Consider the following 19,900-nt stretch of genomic DNA (forward strand, 5'->3'; position numbering starts at 1 on the left):
CTGCTGCCAACCGGCATTCCAGATGCCTTGTTTCGGTTAACGGAGCCTGTTTCCCGGTTATTGATATCCTTTGTCTGCGTTGATTTGTATTGGCCAATTTCCGCTTTGAATAGAGACGAATGCGGTAAGCCGCATCTTCTATTCATGCATATGGGCAAAATTGTGCACAGTCACGCAGTTACGATTGCTTGACTTGGAGTGGTACAATGCTGAATCTGCCAGTCTGTAGATCACTTCTTCGGTTAACCGGTGGTCGACCTGCTCGACGAATCCGACACCGACCGAGACAGTCACATAGGGAGCCGCATCGTTTTGGTCGTGTGGAATATGCAGATCTTCGATACTATGTCGGATCATCTCCGCCAGCTCTGCGGAGTGTTGCTCTGTAATGCCGATGCACAGAATGGCAAACTCTTCGCCGCCCAGACGGAAAGCTACAGCCTGTGCCTCTCTCGTTTGCTCCTGCAGAGTGTCACCAATTCTACGCAGTACATTGTCTCCTTCATAGTGTCCGTACCGGTCATTGTATTTCTTGTAATGATCGATATCCAGCAGCATAAAAGTCAGACTGGACCGCTGGAGCACCGCATTTTCCAGCTTGTACAGGATACGCTCGTTGAAATAACGGCGATTGTACAGTCCTGTCAGCTCATCCATAATGGAGATGCGCTCGATCTGCTTTTTGTCCGTAATATTATGCCCGATAAACATAAATCCCAGCAGGCGATCTTCTTCGAGAGCCGGTTCGACCGTCATGTTGAGCCAGAGCATATTCTGATCTTTACGGAAATAAATCAGCTCTCCATTCCAGGTCTCCTCCCGGTCGATGACAAAAGGAACAATCGAGCGTCCAGGATGATCCGTCGGCCGGAAAAAGCGGTGTGGACGACCAGCAACCTCCTCCTGAGTGTATCCAGTCAGCAGACAGAACTCTTCGCTTGCTATCAGTATATTGCCGTACAGATCGGTATTCACGATAATGACATTCTTGTCCACAATATTAAAGTATTTATTTAGCTGTTCATTTTTGACGGCCAGCTCCCGGGTACGCTGTTCAACCAGGTGTTCCAGATCATTGTAAAGGCTGGCATTTTGAATCGCATAGACCATATCCCGAGACAGCAGATTAATCATGCCCAGACGCTCACGGGTAAATGCTCCAGTAATCAGATTGTTTTCCAGATAGATCACAGCGATCAGCTTGTCCTGATTCAACAGCGGCATACAGAGTACCGAACGGGGCTGCTGTTCGACCATGTAGCGTACATCCGATAATCTGTTCACTGAACTCGCGTCGGTGTACATCAGCGTCTCTCGACTGCGGGCTACTTCCTCCAGAGTCAACCATGGAAAATGGGATATTCCCCGCTGCTGATCTTCGTGAACCACGATATGGATTTGATTATCGGCATCACTGTATTCTCCCTCTGCCCACAGGCCGAGACCCGACTTGATCACAATGCAGCCGCGCTGCGCCCCTGCATTTACGAGTACAATATGCATCATATTACGCAGCAGCTGATCCAGTTCAATCTCACGTGAAATGGCCTGGGAAGCTTGCAGCAGCAGATGGATATCGATATTCTCGGTCGATATGCTGAGTGTCTGGTCGCCATTCAGCGGTACCCACTGGATATGCCCCATCAGATCCTGATAGGCTTCCTGCAGCTGCTGCACTTTGCCCCGGGCACCCCAGACGGAATAATAATAGGAGGCCTGCTTGAAATAATAACCGGACAGCTCCGGTCGGTCCCTTTCCAGATAAAAGCGGGCAGTCCGTTCACTGGCTATCGCCTTGTAGCGGGTGAAACTACCCTGCTCGCTATCCCGCAGTGCCAGATAATAATAATTCTCGGCTTCGCTGTATTTCCCCTGAATCCGCAGCCACTCCGCCTGCATCAGATACTGCTGGGTAGCAAAGTTATGTGGATGATGGGCAGCCCATTTTTTCATTTTACGATGCTGCTTGCGCATGCGTATGCGTGCATTGCGCTGTTCGCTGCGTCCAAGTTCGGAATAACAGGCTGCCAGCGTCATAAAGGTATAAAATGAATATTCCTCCATAAAGGTGGACCCGGCCAGCGTAGCGATCACCTGATCCGCCTGCTGGATATAGGTTAGCCCGCTTGAGGGTTCATCCATCATAAAAGCCAGCTGGATCTTGCATATATAGTAAATGCCAATGCCTGAATAATACTTTAGACCATTCAACTCATCCAAATATGCCTGCTCGCTGAACTCCTGATCATCCAGCTTTTCTCCAAAAGGAACCTCTCCCGCCAGTACACGGAACTTTTGACGGTTCAGTCTGGCTGTTGCCAGCGCCGGGCGATATTTGGTATTCTCGATCATTTCCAGCATAGCTCCGCTCTCCTGAAGGTAGGTCTCAATCTCCAGTGAAGGGTTCCATTGATTGCGATAATAGCAGGCATGCGCCAGATACAGCATATCACCGGACAGCAAACTGTAGTCTACCGTGCGACGATACTGCTCCTCCAGCGTCTCCCAGTCATGGCTCCAGCTGTAGCAGAACAGACTGTACAGTACATGTACCAGACTTCGCCACTGCAGATCGCCGAACTTGTCATTCAGACGTACCGCAAGGCGGCCATAATTTTCTGCTCCCTTGAGATCGCCCATGCCGGACAGCAACATTGCATAGCCAGTATAGGCACCGGCCGATTCCGGGGCATTACCATGGCGGATGGATAGCTGCGTCTTCTTGAGTACCGCCCAGGCAAACAGGGTCTGTTCCCCCGAAATGAATGCCGGCGGAATAAAGCTCACCAACAGCCGCATGATCAGCTTGATCCGCTGGTCGGTCATTTCGCGGTCTTCCAGCAGCTGATCCGGCGTTTTGCCCCTCAGCTGCAGCTTCACGGTCAGCAGTTCCTTGGTGACAACAGCCATATTCAGGCGACGCGGAACCGTAAAGTCAAGACTAACCAGTCCTGCCTTGCCCGCTTCGATCGCACGACTCATTAGACCGAGATACATATAGTGATTGGACTGCATTTCATAGACGCTCGCTTGCTCCATTCCGCTTCGGGCATATTGCAGAAGAACCTCACAGGCACGGTCTGCCGATTCCGGCTGGTGAATCAGATATGAGCATTCACTGTACAACAAATAAATTTCCCGGGTACGCTCATACTGCTGCTGCCAGTGCTCTTCGGTAATCAGGCTGAGTGCCACCTGCAGAAAGCGGCGGGCCGTCTCATAGCCGAATGCTTCCTTCGCACGTCTGGCCGCCTGCAGATTGAGAACAATCAGACGTTCTTTTTCCGAAGGACGGGTCACCAGTATGGTTCCTTTGTTCAAATGACCGACAATTTCCATGATCTGCTCATTAATCCGTTCTTCCGGCCACTGGCTGAGCAGCAGCCAGCCCAGCTGAAGATGCAGCTGCTGACGAAGCTTGGGATCGATCATCTGATACAATGCCTGCTGCAGCTTGTCATGCTGAAAAGTAAACTGAACCTGCATACGATCCAGCTCCTCTGCCGGAATGGTCACTTCATGGATAAAGGAAGTGCTCGTATGAAGCGGCAGCAGAATCTCCTCACGAATAGCGCGCAGCAGAGCCGACATTAGCATATCCTTCTCCGAATGACCAATCATTCGCAGCACCTGCCAGTCAAACGTACGGCCGATCAGAGCCGCTATGCTGAGAATCATCCGCACACTTGCCGGCAGTGTTTTCATTTTCTCCATCAGATATTCAATCAGGTCTTCACTCGCAGTCAGCTCCAGGATCATCGGCTCTTCGTAATGCCATGCTCCTGTCATCCGGTCAAAATAAAGCGCCCGCTGCTTGTACAGATCCTTGAGAATCTCGCGGGTAAAGAATGGATTGCCTGCTGTCTGCCGATGAATTACCGGAGCCAGCCAGTCCAGCTGCTCTCTACTCATCCCCATCGTATCTTCAATCAACTGACGGGTATGGTCCGCAGATAAAGGTCGGATATGCAGATGGTGGATGAAATGCTGGTCATTCAGCCGTTCCAACGCTTCGGAGAGTGGATGCCCCGCTCCGATCTCATCATGACGATAGGAACCGATGATGAAGATGCGCTTCAGATTTTTATTTTCCAGCAGCCTGGACATGAGCTGGATACTGGACAGATCTGCCCACTGCAAATCATCCAAAAACAGCACCAGCGGTCGCTGCTGACCGACCAGGCTTTCCAGCAGCCTTGTAAAAGACAGAAAAAAACGATTGTTTTCTTCTACTGGCAGCAGGGGTTCCGGTTTGGGCTGCACACCGATCAGCTGCTCCAGCTCCGGCAGCCAGCGAGTCATCAGACCCGCATTGGCGCCCAGATGACTTTTGAGCGCATATTGCATGTCTGCCATTTCATCAGCCGGTCCATTCAGCCACTCTGCCAAGAGGGTTCGAAATGCATCCATAATGGCGCTATATGGAATATTTTTGTTGTACTGCTCAAATTTACCCTGCACAAAATAACCTTTTTCACAGGAAACAATCGTCTTCAGTTCATTAACCAGCACCGTTTTGCCGCTGCCGGCTTCACCGGAGACCAGAGCGAGCTGCAGGCGTCCTTCGATACTCTGGACAAAAACCGACTGCAGCACTGCCAGCTCATCGTGACGGCCATACAGCTTCTGTGGCATATGAAAAATGGTACTGCGATCTTCCAGACCAATCTCGAAATCAGTTTGTGATGCCGATGACAGACACTTTTTTAGATCGGCCCGGATGCCATAAGCGCTGCGGTAACGGTCTTCCGGCGACTTTTCCAGCAGCTTCATTACGATATCGGACATTCCCTGGGATACCCGACCTTCACTCTGCTGCGCTGGGGAAAGGGGCTTTTTGGCGATAATGGAATAGATCTGGTCCATAACCGAATCTGCAGGATAAGGATGGGCTCCTGTCAGCATTTCATACAATACGACGCCGAGCGAGTAAAAATCCGACCGGTAATCGATATGACGATTGATTCTACCCGTTTGCTCAGGCGAGATATAGGCCAGACTGCCCTCCATCATTCCTGCAGCCGTCTGTTCCCGCTTCTCATTATTCCAGTGGGTCGACAGATCAAAGTCGATCAGCTGCAGCTGATCCGTCTCCCGATTCCAAATCAGATTGGCCGGTTTGATATCCTTGTGAATGATCTCCTGTTCATGAATAGCTCCAATTATATCTACCAGCTTGATAGCCAGCCGCATTACAGTTTGCAGATCCAACCGCTGCTGCTGAAGGATGCTTTTGAGCGACTCTCCATTAATATCTTCCATGGACAGCACAAAATAGCCGCCGCGCTCTTCCAGCTGAATCGGGTGCACAATACCCGGAATAAGCGGACTCAGTTCGGATAACAGCTGATACTCTTTTTTGATACGCATAATCGCCTCGTAGGTCGACGCTCTGGCGCCGAGCACTTTGGCAATAACAGGTTCGCCGGAAAGATTGTCGATGCACCGATAGATTGCCTTGCTGCCATGGTCTACAATCTCTTCTATCACTGTGTATTTTTGATCTTTCCAATTCATTAGGTTTCCCTCACTTTATCCCGTCTCTGTACCAAATCAAAATCAGGATTGAATTTGAATACATAAGCTGCCGTCAACCAGATCACCCAACAATTTACACCAAAGAACAAGTAACCAAAATAGCCGAGAAGCGGCATCTGGGAAAAGATATGAAACTTATCCAGATACGGCACCGAGTACTTCCAATAGTTCGGATTGAACGGAATGCCCTCATTGAACCATTCACTGCCAAAATTCCACATTTCCCAGAAAAATCCGTTGCAGACTGTAGCCAGCCCTACGAGCAGCAGCGGCGACCAATTGCCCTGACGGATCGGCGTAAACGGTGTCCACATCTTACTCAGTCCCATCGCTGCAGACAGCATAGGCACCAGAGCAACCCATAGTACCCAGAACAGCTCGAACGGGAAATAACCCATGGCCAGCGCAAGTCCTAATCCCAGAACATACATGCCGATCAGTATCGGCTTGTTGATATGCAGCTTTGGTCCGCTGCTATAGCGATTGCGCAGCGCCGGAATGGTCAGCATCAGCAGATACCATTCAACAATCGCCGGCAGTACCGTTGTATAAGAAAGCGAGAACCAGAAAACATTACCGAAATCCGAGAAAATGTCTTTATTGGGATAATACCAGTTCTCCATTACAAAAAAGTTCAAATACTCAAAAGCAAACCAGCTAAAGCAGGAAACAACCGCCAACAGCTGCATAAGATGCGGCTTTTTGGACAGCAGCGATACTCCGCTGTTGCGCTTGTATACAATCCCATCGAGAACGCATATAAAAGACCACCATAAGGGAACAAAAGTATAGGGCTCCAGCAGACTCAGCACCGATAAGCGGGCCCACATAATGAACCAGCAGATAATCAGAACCGGCAGTGCTGCCCAGAACCAGAATGGAAAGCGTACTTCTGTACGTTGAACGTCGGCTGCGACTGGAGCTTGACGAAAGCCAAACCAGCGCGGGAATATATAAAACAATACAATAAACAGGGCTACCACGCAGGCCAGAGCAAAATAAACTTCATTAAACCCAGGATCTTCTACAGCCTGCTGCACCGGAAATGTACCGTATCCAGGCGGAAGGCCACCCCACTTGGCAAGACTTCCCAGCAAAGGCAGGATAAAAATCAATAAAAACGTAATGATCAGAAATACAATCTTTTTCAAATGCCTAACCCCTTTTTTATGTAATAAACGGTTTTTTATGTACTGTTTTCAACAATATTACTGTTTTTCCGACAGTTGCATCTGACCCGTATTTACTATTTATAATCTCCTATCGTCAAAAAAGATAGTGTTTTTATGGAAATAAAAAAAGTATTCTGCGAAAGCCCGGATGCCTGATCCAAAGGCTCCTTTATCTACAGAATACTTGTCATTATTATTAGATTTCTTCTAATAGCCGTGCGGCATCCCTGCGCTGCTGCCTGCGGTAGACGACCTTGGATAATATCACACTCAACTCATACAATACGAGCAGCGGAATGGCAACCAATATATCGGAGATAAAGTCCGGCGGCGTAATAACTACCGCCACAAAGACGAGTACAAAATAAGCCGGTTTGCGTATTTTGGCGAGCAGCGCCGGGGTCAGAATCCGGATCGTGGTCAGGAACATAACGATGATCGGCAGTTCGAACAGACCGGCTACCGGGAATACGATATTCGACATAAAGGTAAAATACTGCACGACCCCATACGTCTCTTCCAGTCCCATACTGCGGGTGACCTTGGATGTAAAGGCAAGGGCCATAGGGAAGATAATATAGTAGGCAAACATCACACCCAGCAGAAACATCACAAATACAAACGGAATATACCGCCTTGCCGCCCTGCGTTCATGTGGCAGCAGCCCGGGACTGACAAAAGCCCACAGCTGATAGACAGCACATGGCAGCGTCAATGCAATCGCCACGACCATCGCGATCTTCATATACAACCCGATGCCATCCCAGAACGAGAATACATGGAATACCAGCTGACGGGCCGTCTCTGCGGCGACCAGATACTGGTAGACTGGCTGCGCCACCAGCAGACCGGCAATCAAGCCAAGGAACAGCACCGCAATCACAATAATCAGCCGCCGTCTCAGTTCGGTCAGATGATCTACCAGAGACATATCTTTTTCGGAATCAGACATCGTTCTCCCCCATTCAATTCTGTATTTCCGTTCTGATCCGCAGCCTGTACAATGGGAAAAGAAAATCCCTTCCGCCGGGGAAGGGATTCGGAACATGGCCGATACAGTGATTCTCATCCTCCATCCAGAGGTGAGCGGCATGCAGCTCCGTCTATGTTCAGCCTATACCGACTGCCGCGCGGCAAGGAGGGTTAAGGCACTAAGTACATGTAATTAACGCTTCTCTTCCGGACGAACTTCCGGTACCACTTCGGCACTCTGAATGGAATCGTTAGAAACTTTAGCCGTCTTGTCCTCATCCTTCATCATATCGCGTGTGCCTTCCTTGAACTCACGGAACGTCCGGCCTACGGCACGTCCCAGCTCCGGCAGCTTATTGGGACCGAATAAAATCAGCGCAAGAATGATCAGCAAAATAAAACCGGTAGGACCAATTGAATTAAACATGTGGAACTCCTCCTTCATTCTCCAACCGGAACAGGTCCTGTTGTTCTCCTATCATAGCATAGCTACGCATTTGAATTCATTATTGGATTACATTCCACGACAAAAAGCACAATTTTCCTTGACGAAAAATTGCGATGGTCCTGTCCTCGCGGCCTGGCAGCTTCCGTATCTATGCTTCAATACCAACGTATCCCTGTCGGCAGTCGTCATGAAGAAGCATCCGACTGTAACGCATACAGACATCCGATCAGCGTTCATCCTTCGGACTGAATTGTCCGGTAATCATCAGCAGCGCTTCCGGCAGCTGGTCCATAATGGCAGCCAGATGCTCATGCACCCCTTTGGGCGAGCCCGGCAAATTGACGATCAGACTACGTTCACGAATACCGCAAATACCACGGAACAGCATAGCTGAACGGTTTTTCTGCATAACGGTAGCACGCATGGCTTCCGCCATTCCCGGTACTTCCCGCTGGATGACACGACGTGTCGCTTCCGGTGTTACATCCCGCTGAGCCAGCTCGGTACCGCCTGTCGTCAGGATCAGGTCGGCATTAAAATATTCTGTCATTTCAATCAGTGCAGCAATAATCTCATCCGGCTCATCCGGTACAACACGGTACTCCACAATCTTGCCGCCCAGTTCCTCTTCGACCAGTTCACGGATGACCTGTGCGCTTGTATCTTCACGCTCTCCGCGCGCTCCTTTATCGCTGGCTGTGAGAATAGCCGTTCTCCAAACCATACGCTCACCCTCCCTATCTCTATACCAATCCCTGTTCTGTGTACTCTATTCTCTCTGTGCTGCCTCTGAATCTATCGTATAGTCGCCGCTTTTGCCTCCACTTTTGGACAGCAGCCGTGTTGGACCGATAATCATATCTTTTTGCAGCGCTTTGCACATATCGTAGACGGTCAATGCGACAGCCGATGCCGCTGTCAATGCTTCCATCTCCACACCGGTTTTGCCTTCGGTCTTGACTTCGACTTCGATGTACAACTCATCCTGGTCGTTATCTTCAAAGGTAATATTGATGCCGGTCAACGGCAGCGGATGACACATCGGAATCCAGTCCGACGTACGCTTGGCCGCCTGAATACCTGCCACCTGGGCGACAGCCAATACATCTCCCTTGCCGACCTGGCCTGCTTTGATCGCAGCCAGTGTATCCGGCTTCATGATGACGCGGGTCGCAGCAACTGCTTTTCTGACCGTGCTCTGCTTGCCGGAGATATCCACCATACGTGCACGTCCCTGCTCATTAAAATGAGTCAGTTTGCCTGCAGATACCGGCAGCCCTTCGTATTGTTCATTTTCCTGATTGCTCATTCGATCCCAACTTTCCCTAGACCTGCTGCTCCGTATACCGGTAGCCCGAAGCTGTAAATAAAATATCGATCCGAAAATCATGCGGCTCCATCGGAATGGAAGGCACCATCTGCGTTTCAAAAGCAAAAGCCCCCAATAATGGACGCCGTTTGGATGATACTGTTAACTTGTGCATAAACCGGTCATAGTATCCGCCACCATAGCCGATCCGATTGCCATATCGGTCATATCCGAGTCCTGGCACAATGACCAGGTCAATCTCCTGCCACTGCTCTGGCGGAAAGGCCGGCAGTCCATCAGCCGGCTCGGGAATCCCGTAAGCGCCGGGTTTCACATCGGTAATCGAATCGATACGATGCAAATGGAAAACACCCTGGTGCCGAGGATCAATGCGTGGGACCAATACCGTGTCGCCCTGCTGCCAGCAGTAATCGAGCAGCGGCAGTGTATCCGGCTCATCCCGATAGGCCAGATAGCTGAATAGAGTAATAGCGGACTTGTCGGTTGTCGTACGTAATCGTTCTATATATGACTCAGCGGCAGTGCAAATAGCTGCCGATTCTTTGATTCTCTGTGCGGGGTCCATATCCAGACGCCGCTGTTTGAGCTGCTTGCGCAAAAGAGATTTCCCAGAAGTAAAATCCATCAACTACCTCCTTCTGCAGATCAGGCTGCTTGACCGGATAGTAGGCCTGAGTCACTCATATTGACAGTGTAACACTTTCCTGTCAAAAAACCAATTTCCCTTTCCATCATTTACAGTATCGTAACCGTCCGCCGCAAAAGGAATAAGCCATGCAAAATAACGCGGTTTCATGTACACTGAATAGGATGGTCTCGGACATAGACAGACCTTTCCTGCACAATAAATGGCATGATAAACTGCCTGAAGAAGATCCACCCTCTCTAAGAAGGTCAAATAGGTTTACTTTACAGTAATAAACGACAATGATAAACGGCATGTGACGGCAGTCAGTAATCCCAGGTCAATCAATGACCATACTCCTGCTTATCGCCGCACAGCTTATGACTACAATTACATTACGTTCGCGTCTGGGATTCAGACGCTTGGAAGGATGATCATAGATGTTATTACAGGCGAGCGGCATTACCAAACTATACGGCATTACCCCAATTCTCGACGGAATTAACCTGCAAATTGAAGAAAGGGAACGAATCGGTCTCGTCGGTGTCAACGGCGCCGGCAAGTCTACCCTGCTCAAAATACTGGCTGGTGAAATGTCTTATGACAGCGGACAGGTATTTCGCAGCAAAGAACTGACACTCGGCTATCTGGCACAGAACAGCGGATTGCATCACGGCAGCACGATTGGAGAAGAAATGCGTTCGGTGTATGCCGATCTGATCGAGACAGAGCAGGAACTGCGCACCATGGAACAGCAGATTGCCGATCCGGAGCGCATGAGTGATGAGAAAGCCTATGCCGATCTGTTGGAACGTTATGCCCAGCGGTCCGACTGGTTCCGTGAGCGCGGCGGTTATGAGATGGAGACGCGTATCCGCAGCATCCTGCACGGAATGGGCTTTGCCGAATTCTCGCAGGATACACCGGTATCCACTCTCAGCGGCGGACAGAAGACCCGGCTCGCACTTGCCCGCATTCTGCTGCAGGCTCCTGATCTGCTGATGCTCGATGAGCCGACCAACCATCTCGATCTCGATACGTTGGCCTGGCTGGAAGATTATCTGCGTGCCTATTCCGGTGCTCTGCTGGTCGTCTCGCATGACCGCTACTTCCTTGACCGTCTCGTAACCGGCATCGTAGAGATCGAACGCCATCGTTCCAAGCGCTACACCGGTAACTACAGCCGTTATATTGATATCAAGGCCGCCGAGTACGAGACAGCAGTCAAACAGTTTGACAAGCAGCAGGACGAGATTGCCAAGATGGAAGAATTTATCCAGAAAAATATCGTTCGTGCCTCTACGACCAAGCGGGCTCAGAGCCGCCGCCGGGCACTAGAGAAAATGGACCGGATGGATCGCCCGCAGGGTGATCTCAAAAAAGCCAGCTTCTCCTTTACCGCTTCCGTTGTCTCCGGCAAGGATGTGCTGCGTGTACACAATCTGACACTGTCATATGAAGACAAGCAGCGGTTGTTCGATCCGATTTCCTTTGAACTGTGGCGGGGCGATATGGTCGCGCTGATCGGTCCCAACGGTACAGGCAAGACGACACTGCTCAAATCCCTGATTGGCGATCACCCTCCGGATGCCGGCAAGATCGAATGGGGTGCCAAGACCAAGATCGGTTACTATGATCAGGAACAGGGACATCTCAATCCGAATAACACGGTACTGGAAGAAGTATGGGGCAGCTTCCCTCATCTGGAGGAAGTGCGCATTCGTACGGTACTGGGCAACTTCCTGTTCAGCGGCGAGGATGTGCTGAAAAAGGTATCCGCACTCAGCGGCGGCGAGAAAGCACGTGTTTCCCTGACCAAACTGATGCTGCTCGAAGCCAATGTACTTATTCTCGATGAGCCTACCAACCATCTCGATCTGATGAGCAAGGAAGTACTGGAGTCGGCGCTTATGGATTATGAAGGCACACTGCTGTTCATTTCCCATGACCGTTATTTCCTCAATAAAATGGCGGAACGTATTCTGGAGCTGCGTCCGGATGGGCTGACGACTTATCTCGGTAACTTTGATGATTATACCGCCAAAAAGCAGGAGCTCAAGGAACTCGCCGAAGAAGCGGCTGCCGCTGTACAGGCCAAGAATGCATCGACTGCCGCTGCTGCCGGTATACCTGCCAATTCCTACGAAGAAGGCAAACAGGCCAAGCGTGAAGAACGCAACCGCAAACGCCGGCTGGAGCAGCTGGAAGTGGATATCGCCGGCTGGGAAGAACGGATCTCCGAGCTGGAAGAGCAGCTGACCCTGCCTGAGGTTTATCAGGATTATGAGGCTGTGCAGTCCCGTCAGGAAGAGATTGCCCGGCATCAGCAGGCACTGGAAGAAGCTTATGAGGAATGGGAAAACCTTGCGGCTGAATAGGCAGCTGTCAATACCTGTCCATGAATTTGTAAAACTCTTTATCTTTTTTGTAAGAAGAGCCATCTAATTTTGTAAACAGGTTTATCCACAATTGGGCAGGGTTATCAACGGAAAAATATGGATGATTCCGATGGATTTTCGCTGATAAATCGGCCCTTTTCACTTTTATCCATATTTATCCACCGAGTTATGCACATTGTCCACAGATTTGGTGATAATTATGGTTATCTTCTATCCCCTGTTTCATATTTGGCAAAAAGGTTAATGTAGCGCCAAATTCTAATCTTATACACAGTTTGCAGGGGATATGTGGATAACCTTGTTAACATCTTGACAGAATGATTGGCTCATGCTGTATATTGTAAAACCCATTATTTTCTATAAGGTAGCAATATTCCCTCTTTATACCGATAAAAAAGGCTGTTCCCACCGAGTGCATCCACTGCGGGGAACAGCCTTTTGGTTTATTTCATAAATGCAAACAGATCCTGGATCGTCAGCCCATCTGCGGCGAGCCGGCTACCGACCATTTCTCCAGCGACAGGGACGGATCGCCCTTGATGTCCAGTCCGGAGAACTCCCCGGTCTTCCACTTGAGATAGGCAGCAGCTCCGATCATCGCTGCATTATCGGTGCAATATTCAAATGGTGGGATGAGCAGCTCAATCTGCTCACGTGTACACCGCTCTGTCAGTGTTTTGCGCAGCCCTTTGTTGACGGCTACACCGCCGCACAGCAGCAGCTGACGCACGCCGTACGCTCGCACGGCACGAATCGCCTTTTCTACCAGCACTTCAACGACCGATTCCTGGAATCCGCGTGCGATCTCGGCAGTCATCGGTTCTTCGCCCCGCATCTTCTTCTGGTTGACGACATTCAGCACTGCTGATTTTAGGCCACTAAGACTGAAATCATACGATCCCGGCTCCAGCCAGGCGCGCGGCAAATCTATTGCAGACGATGCTTCCATCGCCAGATTGTCCACGTAAGGACCGCCTGGATAAGGGAATCCGAGGGCACGTGCCACCTTATCATACGCTTCGCCAACCGCATCGTCGCGGGTGCTGCCAATCAGCTTGAACTGGCCTTCACGCTCCAGCAGTACCAGCTCGGTATGTCCGCCGGATACGACCAAAGCCAAAGACGGATACTGTATATCCGCCACCAGATTATTCGCATAAATATGACCGGCGATATGATGGGTACCGATCAGCGGTTTATCCAGCGCAAAAGCCAGACTTTTGGCTGCCATGATGCCGACAAGCAGCGCACCGACAAGCCCCGGTCCTTCGGTAACAGCGACAGCCGAGATATCTTCCAGGGACAAGTCCGATTCGGCTATCGCCTCTTCGATCATCAGAGTGATGCTTTCCACATGCTTGCGGGAAGCCACTTCCGGTACGACACCGCCAAATGCTTTGTGCGTCTCGATCTGGCTGGATACCAAATTGGACAGTACTTTTTTACCATTCTGTACAATGGCGACCGAGGTCTCGTCGCAGCTCGTCTCGACCGCGAGAATATTACACACCTGCTGCTGGTGTTCCTGCTCTATCATAAATTATCCACGCTTCCTTCCATATTTCCGTACTCTCTCTGCTTCGGAAGCTCGCACCACATAATGAGTGCATCTTCATTATTGTCCGAGTAATAGCCTTTGCGTACGCCTGCATCGGTGAAGCCCAGCTTGCGGTACAGATGCTGTGCCGGATCATTGGTCACCCGCACTTCCAGGGTCATCCGCACCATACCCAGTTCGACGGCCCAGTCCATCAGCCGGAGCAGCAACTGTTGCCCCAGTTTGCGTCCGCGGTACGTCTCCCGGATCGCAATATTGGTAACATGGGCTTCATCCATAATCGTCCACATACCTGCATAGCCTACGATATGATCGTCCAGCTCAATGACTAGATACCGGGCGAAATGATTCATCGTTAGCTCATTGCGGAATGCTTCCTCGGTCCAGGGAAGAGTGAACGCCTCATGTTCAATTTCCATAATTTCTGTAAGATCCTCAATCGTCATCCTGCGAAGAGCTGTTTGCTCCTCACCAGGGCTGAATAGTGATTCCACAGCTGCACTTCCTTTCTCTAGGAATGACGCAGCAGATTGGCTTCCGCCTCCGACAGCTGCGTGTAATTGGGTAACAGGGTATGCACCGGATCATTCTGTCCGGTCAGCAGACGTGCTGCGCCTACCTGTCCAGCCTGCTGCGCTTCCAGTACACAGCAGCGGATATACAGGCGATCTCCCACAATGGTACGCAGCCGCTCTGCACGTTCGATATGATTGGTTGTCTCTCCGACAATCAGAATGCGTTGTGGACGCTGATCGTCCGGCAGGGATTCATAATATTCGCCAATCCGCTGCATCCACTCTTCCATCAGGATAATCCGATCATCCTGCATCTGCTGCGGCAGCTGCTCAGCTGCACTCATTCGGAACAGTCCGGTATAGACCTGTGCACGACGTGCGTCGATCAGCGGAATGACCCAGTCCAACGTGGTTGCCGTACTTGCAAATGTATCCTGCTGCTTCGTATCATCCATAGTCTGCACAGCATCATTTCCTGCTGTATTGGAGCCTGTATGGTAACCGCTCAGTGCAAGTGCCGCCAGGCTGGAGAATCCGGCAACCGGCAGCTTGAGTGCCCATGCCAGTGTCTTGGCGGTGGTAACGGCAATCCGGATACCAGTGTAGGAACCCGGTCCAATCCCTACCGCAATCCCGTCCAGCTGCTGACGCGCAGTACCGGTCTGCTCCAGCAGGCTCGTAATGCTGCTCATCAATCCTACCGAATGATTACGATCCGCATCACTGCTATGTGCCGCAAGCACCCGATCTTCTTCCATTACGGCTACGGCCTGCGCCGCAGTCGCTGTATCCAAAACCAAAAACCGCTTGCGCGGTTGTCTGTTCATTTCATTCATCAATTGTCACTGACTCCATTCTGTATTAGCTCCCGGCACCATCCGGTATAGGGTTCCCCATAACCAGTGCAGGTGATCGTACGGCTGTCATCTTCATTTACGGTAATCTCTATGGCTAGCCGATCCTCCGGCAGCAGATCTTCAATCCGGCTCGACCACTCGACCAGGGTCGCGCCTTCACCGAAAAAGTATTCATCCAACCCCAGGTCAGCCGCTTCCGCTTCGCTGATCCGATATACATCCATATGGTAAAAAGGCATGCGTCCTTGATACTCTTTGATAATGGTAAATGTAGGGCTGTTCACCATTCCCGGGACACCGAGATGACGGGCAAATGCCTTGGAAAAATGTGTCTTGCCGGCTCCCAGATCCCCATCGAGTGTAATCATCGTACCCGGCATCGCGCGCTGCGCCAAAAAGGCCGCCAGCCGCTCCGTTTCCTCCAGGTTATGGCTCCGGTATTCGTAATCCTGTTGTGGCTTCTGATTCGCCATAATTGCCTCCATTGCGAAGGACGGGAATATGTCCGCGCCGATTTCGCTTTCTATCCATAATCTTGTGCCGATACAGCCGGCAATCCTGTCCCACCGCCGGGTTATCACTCTGCGGCAAGCAGGCTGTTACAGAGATTATATCATATTCCACTGCCGCTTAGGCCGCTCTGTTGTTTTTTGTGAGGTTGTTTGATCAGGTAAAAGACAGATCTGCTTAGAGCAGCGGTGACAGCATCCGGGACAGTGTCTCCATCGTCTTCTGCACACGGGAACGGCGGATAAATTCATGATAATTGATCCGGCTGCTCTCCTGCAGATCGCGGGTAAAATCCTGCATCAGACGCTCAATCGTCTCTTGTTCAAACAAAATGGCAGACAGCTCAAAATTGCTGTAAAAGCTGCGCATATCCATATTGGCGGTACCGACCGATGCCAGCAGATCATCGATGATCATCACTTTGGCATGAACGAATCCTTTTTCATACTGGTGAATCCGTACGCCCACTCTCATCAGTTCCTCGATATAGGAGAGCGAAGCATACTGCACAATCTGGGAATCAGAGATTTTGGGAATAATAATATCCACCTGCACTCCGCTCACCGCTGCCGTCTTGATCGCGGCATAGATGCTCTGATCAGGGATAAAATATGGCGTAGTAATGCAGATGCGCCGCTTGGCAACAGCCAGTGCGCTAAAGCACATTTCCTGAATCGCATTCCAGTTACGATCCGGTCCACTCGCCACAATCAGCGCCCGTTCACGTCCGGCACACTGATGCTCCGGGAAATAGACAGGATCGGTAATCCGCTGACCGGAAGCAAATTCCCAGTCTTCCAGAAATACGATCTGCAAAAAGTATACCGTATCGCCGCGGACTTCCAGATGCGTATCCCGCCAGTACCCCAGATTCGGGTCCAGTCCCAGATAATCATCCCCGATATTCAGCCCGCCGATAAAACCAACTTCCCCATCGATCACCAGAATTTTGCGGTGATTGCGGTAATTGACTTCACGCTGGATAAAAGAGGTGAATGGCGGCAGGAAAAAGTAAAATTCCACACCTGCAGCCTTGAGTTTTTTTACAAAGGTATGCTTGAGATGATAGCTGCCCAGTCCGTCGCACATCATGCGTACTTTGACGCCGGACTGCGCTTTGCGGATAAGGATATCGGTGAACTTCCGGCCGATCTGATCATCCCGGAAGATGTAAAACTGGATGTGGATATGATGCCGGGCCTGCTCCAGTGCCTGCAGCATTGCTGTAAAGGTCGCTTCGCCATCGGTCAGCACATCAATCTGGCTGCATGAGGTAATCGGGTTCTCAGTCAGATGGGACAGCAGCGAGAACAGACGGCCCTGGGCCAGAAACTCCTCGTTGCCCATATCCTCAGCCGAGCGGATAACAGCAGCCTGCTTCCACAGCCTGCTGCGCACCTCGCGGAAAATAATCGTTCCTTTCTTGCGAATCGTCCTCCGACTGCGGTAATTGCGCGCCACAAAGTAATACACCACAAACCCGACAAAGGGAACACAAAACGAAATAAACATCCAGGCGACCGCCTTGGTCGGTGAACGGAACTCCAATACCAGAATCGTACCGATCTGGGAAATAAAAATGATGCACAAAATAAACAACCAGACCATGCTGCGCTTCCTTTCCGGCTAAATAAAAATAGTATACAAATCGTAATAATATCAAATGCTGTACTTATTTAGCGACAATTGTACTGTTATTCATATAACCACAGCATAACCGAACTGATTCAATCCGTACCCTTGTAAAATATTCCATATGACATATTCGATTATTTGGGGCAGGACAGGAGAGGAAATATCTGCGAGAGTACAGGGTATCACCGCTGACAGTGATAGGAAAAAACGCCCTTCCTGCCGGAAGGACGCCTTGTACAAGGATTCATGCTTATCATTATCGTTATAGAGCTTAGTTCAAGCTTAGACAGCCGCCATTATGCCCGCACATCACGCTTCGTAAATGACCACCAGGCGATCAGTACAAAAATCACAAAGTAGACAGCCAGCACCAGCAGCGACCAGCCAAGTGATGTGACTCCGAACATTCCATTCGGATCCTTCATGTACTGGGTCAGATCCAGATTGGCTGGCAGGAATACTTTGACAATCCAGTAATCCTTGGGCTGCAGAAAAGCCTGAAGCAGCGGCGTAATGATATTCCCTGCAAAATACAGCAGAATTGCCAGCGTAATCGCCAGTGCTGTCGAACGGAATAGCGCAGACAGCATAAATGCAAAAGCTGCCAGCATCAGTGCTCGGATATAATTGTACAGCACGAGCAGAAACAGATTACTCTCCCCATCCCCAAACAGGCTGGATGGAGACGACGGGAACAGAATATACGCCACCACTGTTACCACGAGCAGGAACAGCAGCGTCAGAACCAGTGTGAACAAGGCTACCGACAGAAACTTGGAAGCGAGAATCTTCCAGCGCTGCCACGGACGAATCAGCAGCAGCTTGATCGTTCCGGTCGCAAACTCACCGGCAACCGAGTCCGAAGCGATAATGAGCGAAAACAGAATAACCAGGAAATACATCGCAAACGATTGCTCCACCGCCTGCTCGGCACCAAACGGGAAGTCACCCAGATTCATCAGCAGCAGCATCAGCGGTGAGAAGACAACCAGGAAAATAAGCAAAATCCACGTGGATACCCGCAGATAAATCTTCAGCGTCTCATTCCAGATCAATTGCATAAAATCAGTCATGACGCTCCCCCTCTCTCGTCATCGCGAGGAACTGGTCTTCCAGCGTCTCCCGGATCGGCGTAATACTGTAGATGGCAATGCCATTTTGTACCAGCAGCGCATTCAACCGGGCAATCTCCTGACGGTCTGCAGCAATACTCCAGCTGCTGCCGCTCACCTGTCCGCCTCCGCCGATCCGTGCAGCCAGCTCCGGCTGATCCGTCTCAAACCGAACCATCAGCTTGGCTGAAGCCGAAGCGGCGGATGGATGAGAAGCATGATCCAGATGACGCACATCCACGAGACGGCCGCCATTTATTACAGCGACGGTATCGCACATCAGTTCCATTTCGGACAGCAGATGACTGGAGACAAAGACGGTCGTGCCTTCCTCCCGGCTGAGTGCGCGTAAGTAATCGCGCAACTCACGGATTCCCTGCGGATCCAGTCCGTTGGTCGGTTCATCTAGTACCAGCAGACGGGGACGATGCAGCAGCGCCTGTGCAACACCAAGACGCTGACGCATTCCGAGAGAATAGGTGCTGACCTTGTCATAGATCCTATTACCGAGACCGACAAACTGAACCACTTCGCTGATCCGCTGCTTATCGATGCCCGGTGACATACGGGCATACTGCATCAGATTCTGATAGCCGCTCATGTATTTGTACATTTCCGGATTTTCTACAATGGCACCGACCTTGGCGATCGCTTCCTCAAAATGGGTGCGGATATTCTGGCCTTCGATCAGAATATCGCCCGAGGTGATCGACATCAGACCGACCAGCATGCGGATCGTGGTCGTCTTGCCTGAACCGTTAGGGCCGAGAAAACCGAATACCCGTCCTCTTGGCACATCCAGCGTCAGATTATCAATAATGGTCTTGGAGCCGATTTTCTTGGTCACTCCGCGGAACTGCACGACCGGCAGATCGCTGCCTGCCGGCAGGACGGCATCCAGCCGGGTATTATCGCTGGCTGGCATTGCCGGGGACGCAGGCGATTGCGAAGGCGCCGCTGATCCCGAAGATGTCGGTGTACCGGATGGATCATTTGTTGAGAGCTTATCCATAATTATGAAGCTCCTTTCTTTCGGTAGATTGGTTGATAGTAGGCTGGCTATTTCTGCCTGCTTGCTGCTTGTCGTTTTCGTTTTTCTGTTTGTTGTGTGATGCTCGTTGACCTCTGCTATTCTGGTTCCTATGTATGGTTGCACCTGATGCACTGTTCCGGAGGACTCCGGCGTCAGGCGTTATCATTGTAACACTGCCCTGACAATAAAAAAAGAA

The 19,900-nt window shown here is 50.7% G+C and carries 15 protein-coding genes; 1 reads left to right on the forward strand and 14 read right to left on the reverse strand.

What is annotated here, in order from left to right:
- Positions 1-138 precede the first annotated feature (138 nt).
- The 7 genes from M1D61_RS16710 to M1D61_RS16740 all read right to left on the reverse strand — a co-directional run bounded on the left by M1D61_RS16710 (position 139) and on the right by M1D61_RS16740 (position 10,085).
- Positions 139-5,517, reverse strand: a complete 5,379-nt coding sequence (locus M1D61_RS16710; RefSeq protein ID WP_458119755.1) for a diguanylate cyclase domain-containing protein — start codon at positions 5,515-5,517, stop codon at positions 139-141.
- Entirely contained in the window at positions 5,517-6,689 is a 1,173-nt protein-coding gene (locus M1D61_RS16715; RefSeq protein ID WP_458119756.1) for a small-conductance mechanosensitive channel, read from the reverse strand. The genes M1D61_RS16710 and M1D61_RS16715 overlap by 1 nt, the downstream gene beginning before the upstream one ends.
- Positions 6,690-6,906: 217 nt before the next feature.
- Positions 6,907-7,662, reverse strand: a complete 756-nt coding sequence (gene tatC / locus M1D61_RS16720) for a twin-arginine translocase subunit TatC (RefSeq protein ID WP_458119757.1) — start codon at positions 7,660-7,662, stop codon at positions 6,907-6,909.
- 213 nt (positions 7,663-7,875) lie between these two features.
- Entirely contained in the window at positions 7,876-8,109 is a 234-nt protein-coding gene (gene tatA, locus M1D61_RS16725; RefSeq protein ID WP_458119758.1) for a twin-arginine translocase TatA/TatE family subunit, read from the reverse strand.
- Positions 8,110-8,356: 247 nt separating this feature from the next.
- A complete protein-coding gene (locus M1D61_RS16730; RefSeq protein WP_458119759.1) occupies positions 8,357-8,854 on the reverse strand; it encodes a MogA/MoaB family molybdenum cofactor biosynthesis protein in 498 nt (165 codons plus the stop codon).
- A gap of 45 nt (positions 8,855-8,899) precedes the next feature.
- Positions 8,900-9,439 carry a cyclic pyranopterin monophosphate synthase MoaC gene (gene moaC / locus M1D61_RS16735; protein ID WP_046213089.1) on the reverse strand — a complete coding sequence of 180 codons (540 nt, stop codon included), beginning with the start codon at positions 9,437-9,439 and terminating at the stop codon, positions 8,900-8,902.
- Between the two features lie 16 nt (positions 9,440-9,455).
- A complete protein-coding gene (locus M1D61_RS16740; protein WP_458119760.1) occupies positions 9,456-10,085 on the reverse strand; it encodes a 5-formyltetrahydrofolate cyclo-ligase in 630 nt (209 codons plus the stop codon).
- A gap of 440 nt (positions 10,086-10,525) precedes the next feature.
- Here M1D61_RS16740 and M1D61_RS16745 point away from each other — a divergent pair, with 440 nt between their 5' ends.
- On the forward strand, positions 10,526-12,463 hold the full coding sequence (locus tag M1D61_RS16745) for an ABC-F family ATP-binding cassette domain-containing protein (protein ID WP_458119761.1): 1,938 nt from the start codon (positions 10,526-10,528) through the stop codon (positions 12,461-12,463).
- Positions 12,464-12,959: 496 nt separating this feature from the next.
- On the opposite strand, the gene tsaD is transcribed toward M1D61_RS16745, so the two are convergent.
- From tsaD to M1D61_RS16780, 7 genes are all read right to left on the reverse strand, one after another.
- Positions 12,960-14,021: a tRNA (adenosine(37)-N6)-threonylcarbamoyltransferase complex transferase subunit TsaD gene (gene tsaD / locus M1D61_RS16750; protein ID WP_458119762.1), complete on the reverse strand. Its 1,062-nt coding sequence runs from the start codon at positions 14,019-14,021 to the stop codon at positions 12,960-12,962.
- Positions 14,018-14,488, reverse strand: coding sequence for a ribosomal protein S18-alanine N-acetyltransferase (gene rimI / locus M1D61_RS16755; protein ID WP_458122540.1), 471 nt, complete (start codon positions 14,486-14,488; stop codon positions 14,018-14,020). Before rimI ends, tsaD begins: the two co-directional genes overlap by 4 nt.
- A gap of 65 nt (positions 14,489-14,553) precedes the next feature.
- Positions 14,554-15,393, reverse strand: coding sequence for a tRNA (adenosine(37)-N6)-threonylcarbamoyltransferase complex dimerization subunit type 1 TsaB (gene tsaB, locus M1D61_RS16760; RefSeq protein WP_458119763.1), 840 nt, complete (start codon positions 15,391-15,393; stop codon positions 14,554-14,556).
- On the reverse strand, positions 15,393-15,887 hold the full coding sequence (gene tsaE, locus M1D61_RS16765) for a tRNA (adenosine(37)-N6)-threonylcarbamoyltransferase complex ATPase subunit type 1 TsaE (RefSeq protein ID WP_458119764.1): 495 nt from the start codon (positions 15,885-15,887) through the stop codon (positions 15,393-15,395). The genes tsaB and tsaE overlap by 1 nt, the downstream gene beginning before the upstream one ends.
- A gap of 214 nt (positions 15,888-16,101) precedes the next feature.
- A complete protein-coding gene (gene cls, locus M1D61_RS16770; protein ID WP_458119765.1) occupies positions 16,102-17,532 on the reverse strand; it encodes a cardiolipin synthase in 1,431 nt (476 codons plus the stop codon).
- 323 nt (positions 17,533-17,855) lie between these two features.
- Positions 17,856-18,632, reverse strand: a complete 777-nt coding sequence (locus M1D61_RS16775) for an ABC transporter permease (RefSeq protein ID WP_458119766.1) — start codon at positions 18,630-18,632, stop codon at positions 17,856-17,858.
- Positions 18,625-19,596, reverse strand: a complete 972-nt coding sequence (locus tag M1D61_RS16780) for an ABC transporter ATP-binding protein (protein ID WP_458122541.1) — start codon at positions 19,594-19,596, stop codon at positions 18,625-18,627. The genes M1D61_RS16775 and M1D61_RS16780 overlap by 8 nt, the downstream gene beginning before the upstream one ends.
- Between the last annotated feature and the right edge of the window lie 304 nt (positions 19,597-19,900).

The organism is Paenibacillus sp. Z6-24 (assembly GCF_054161335.1).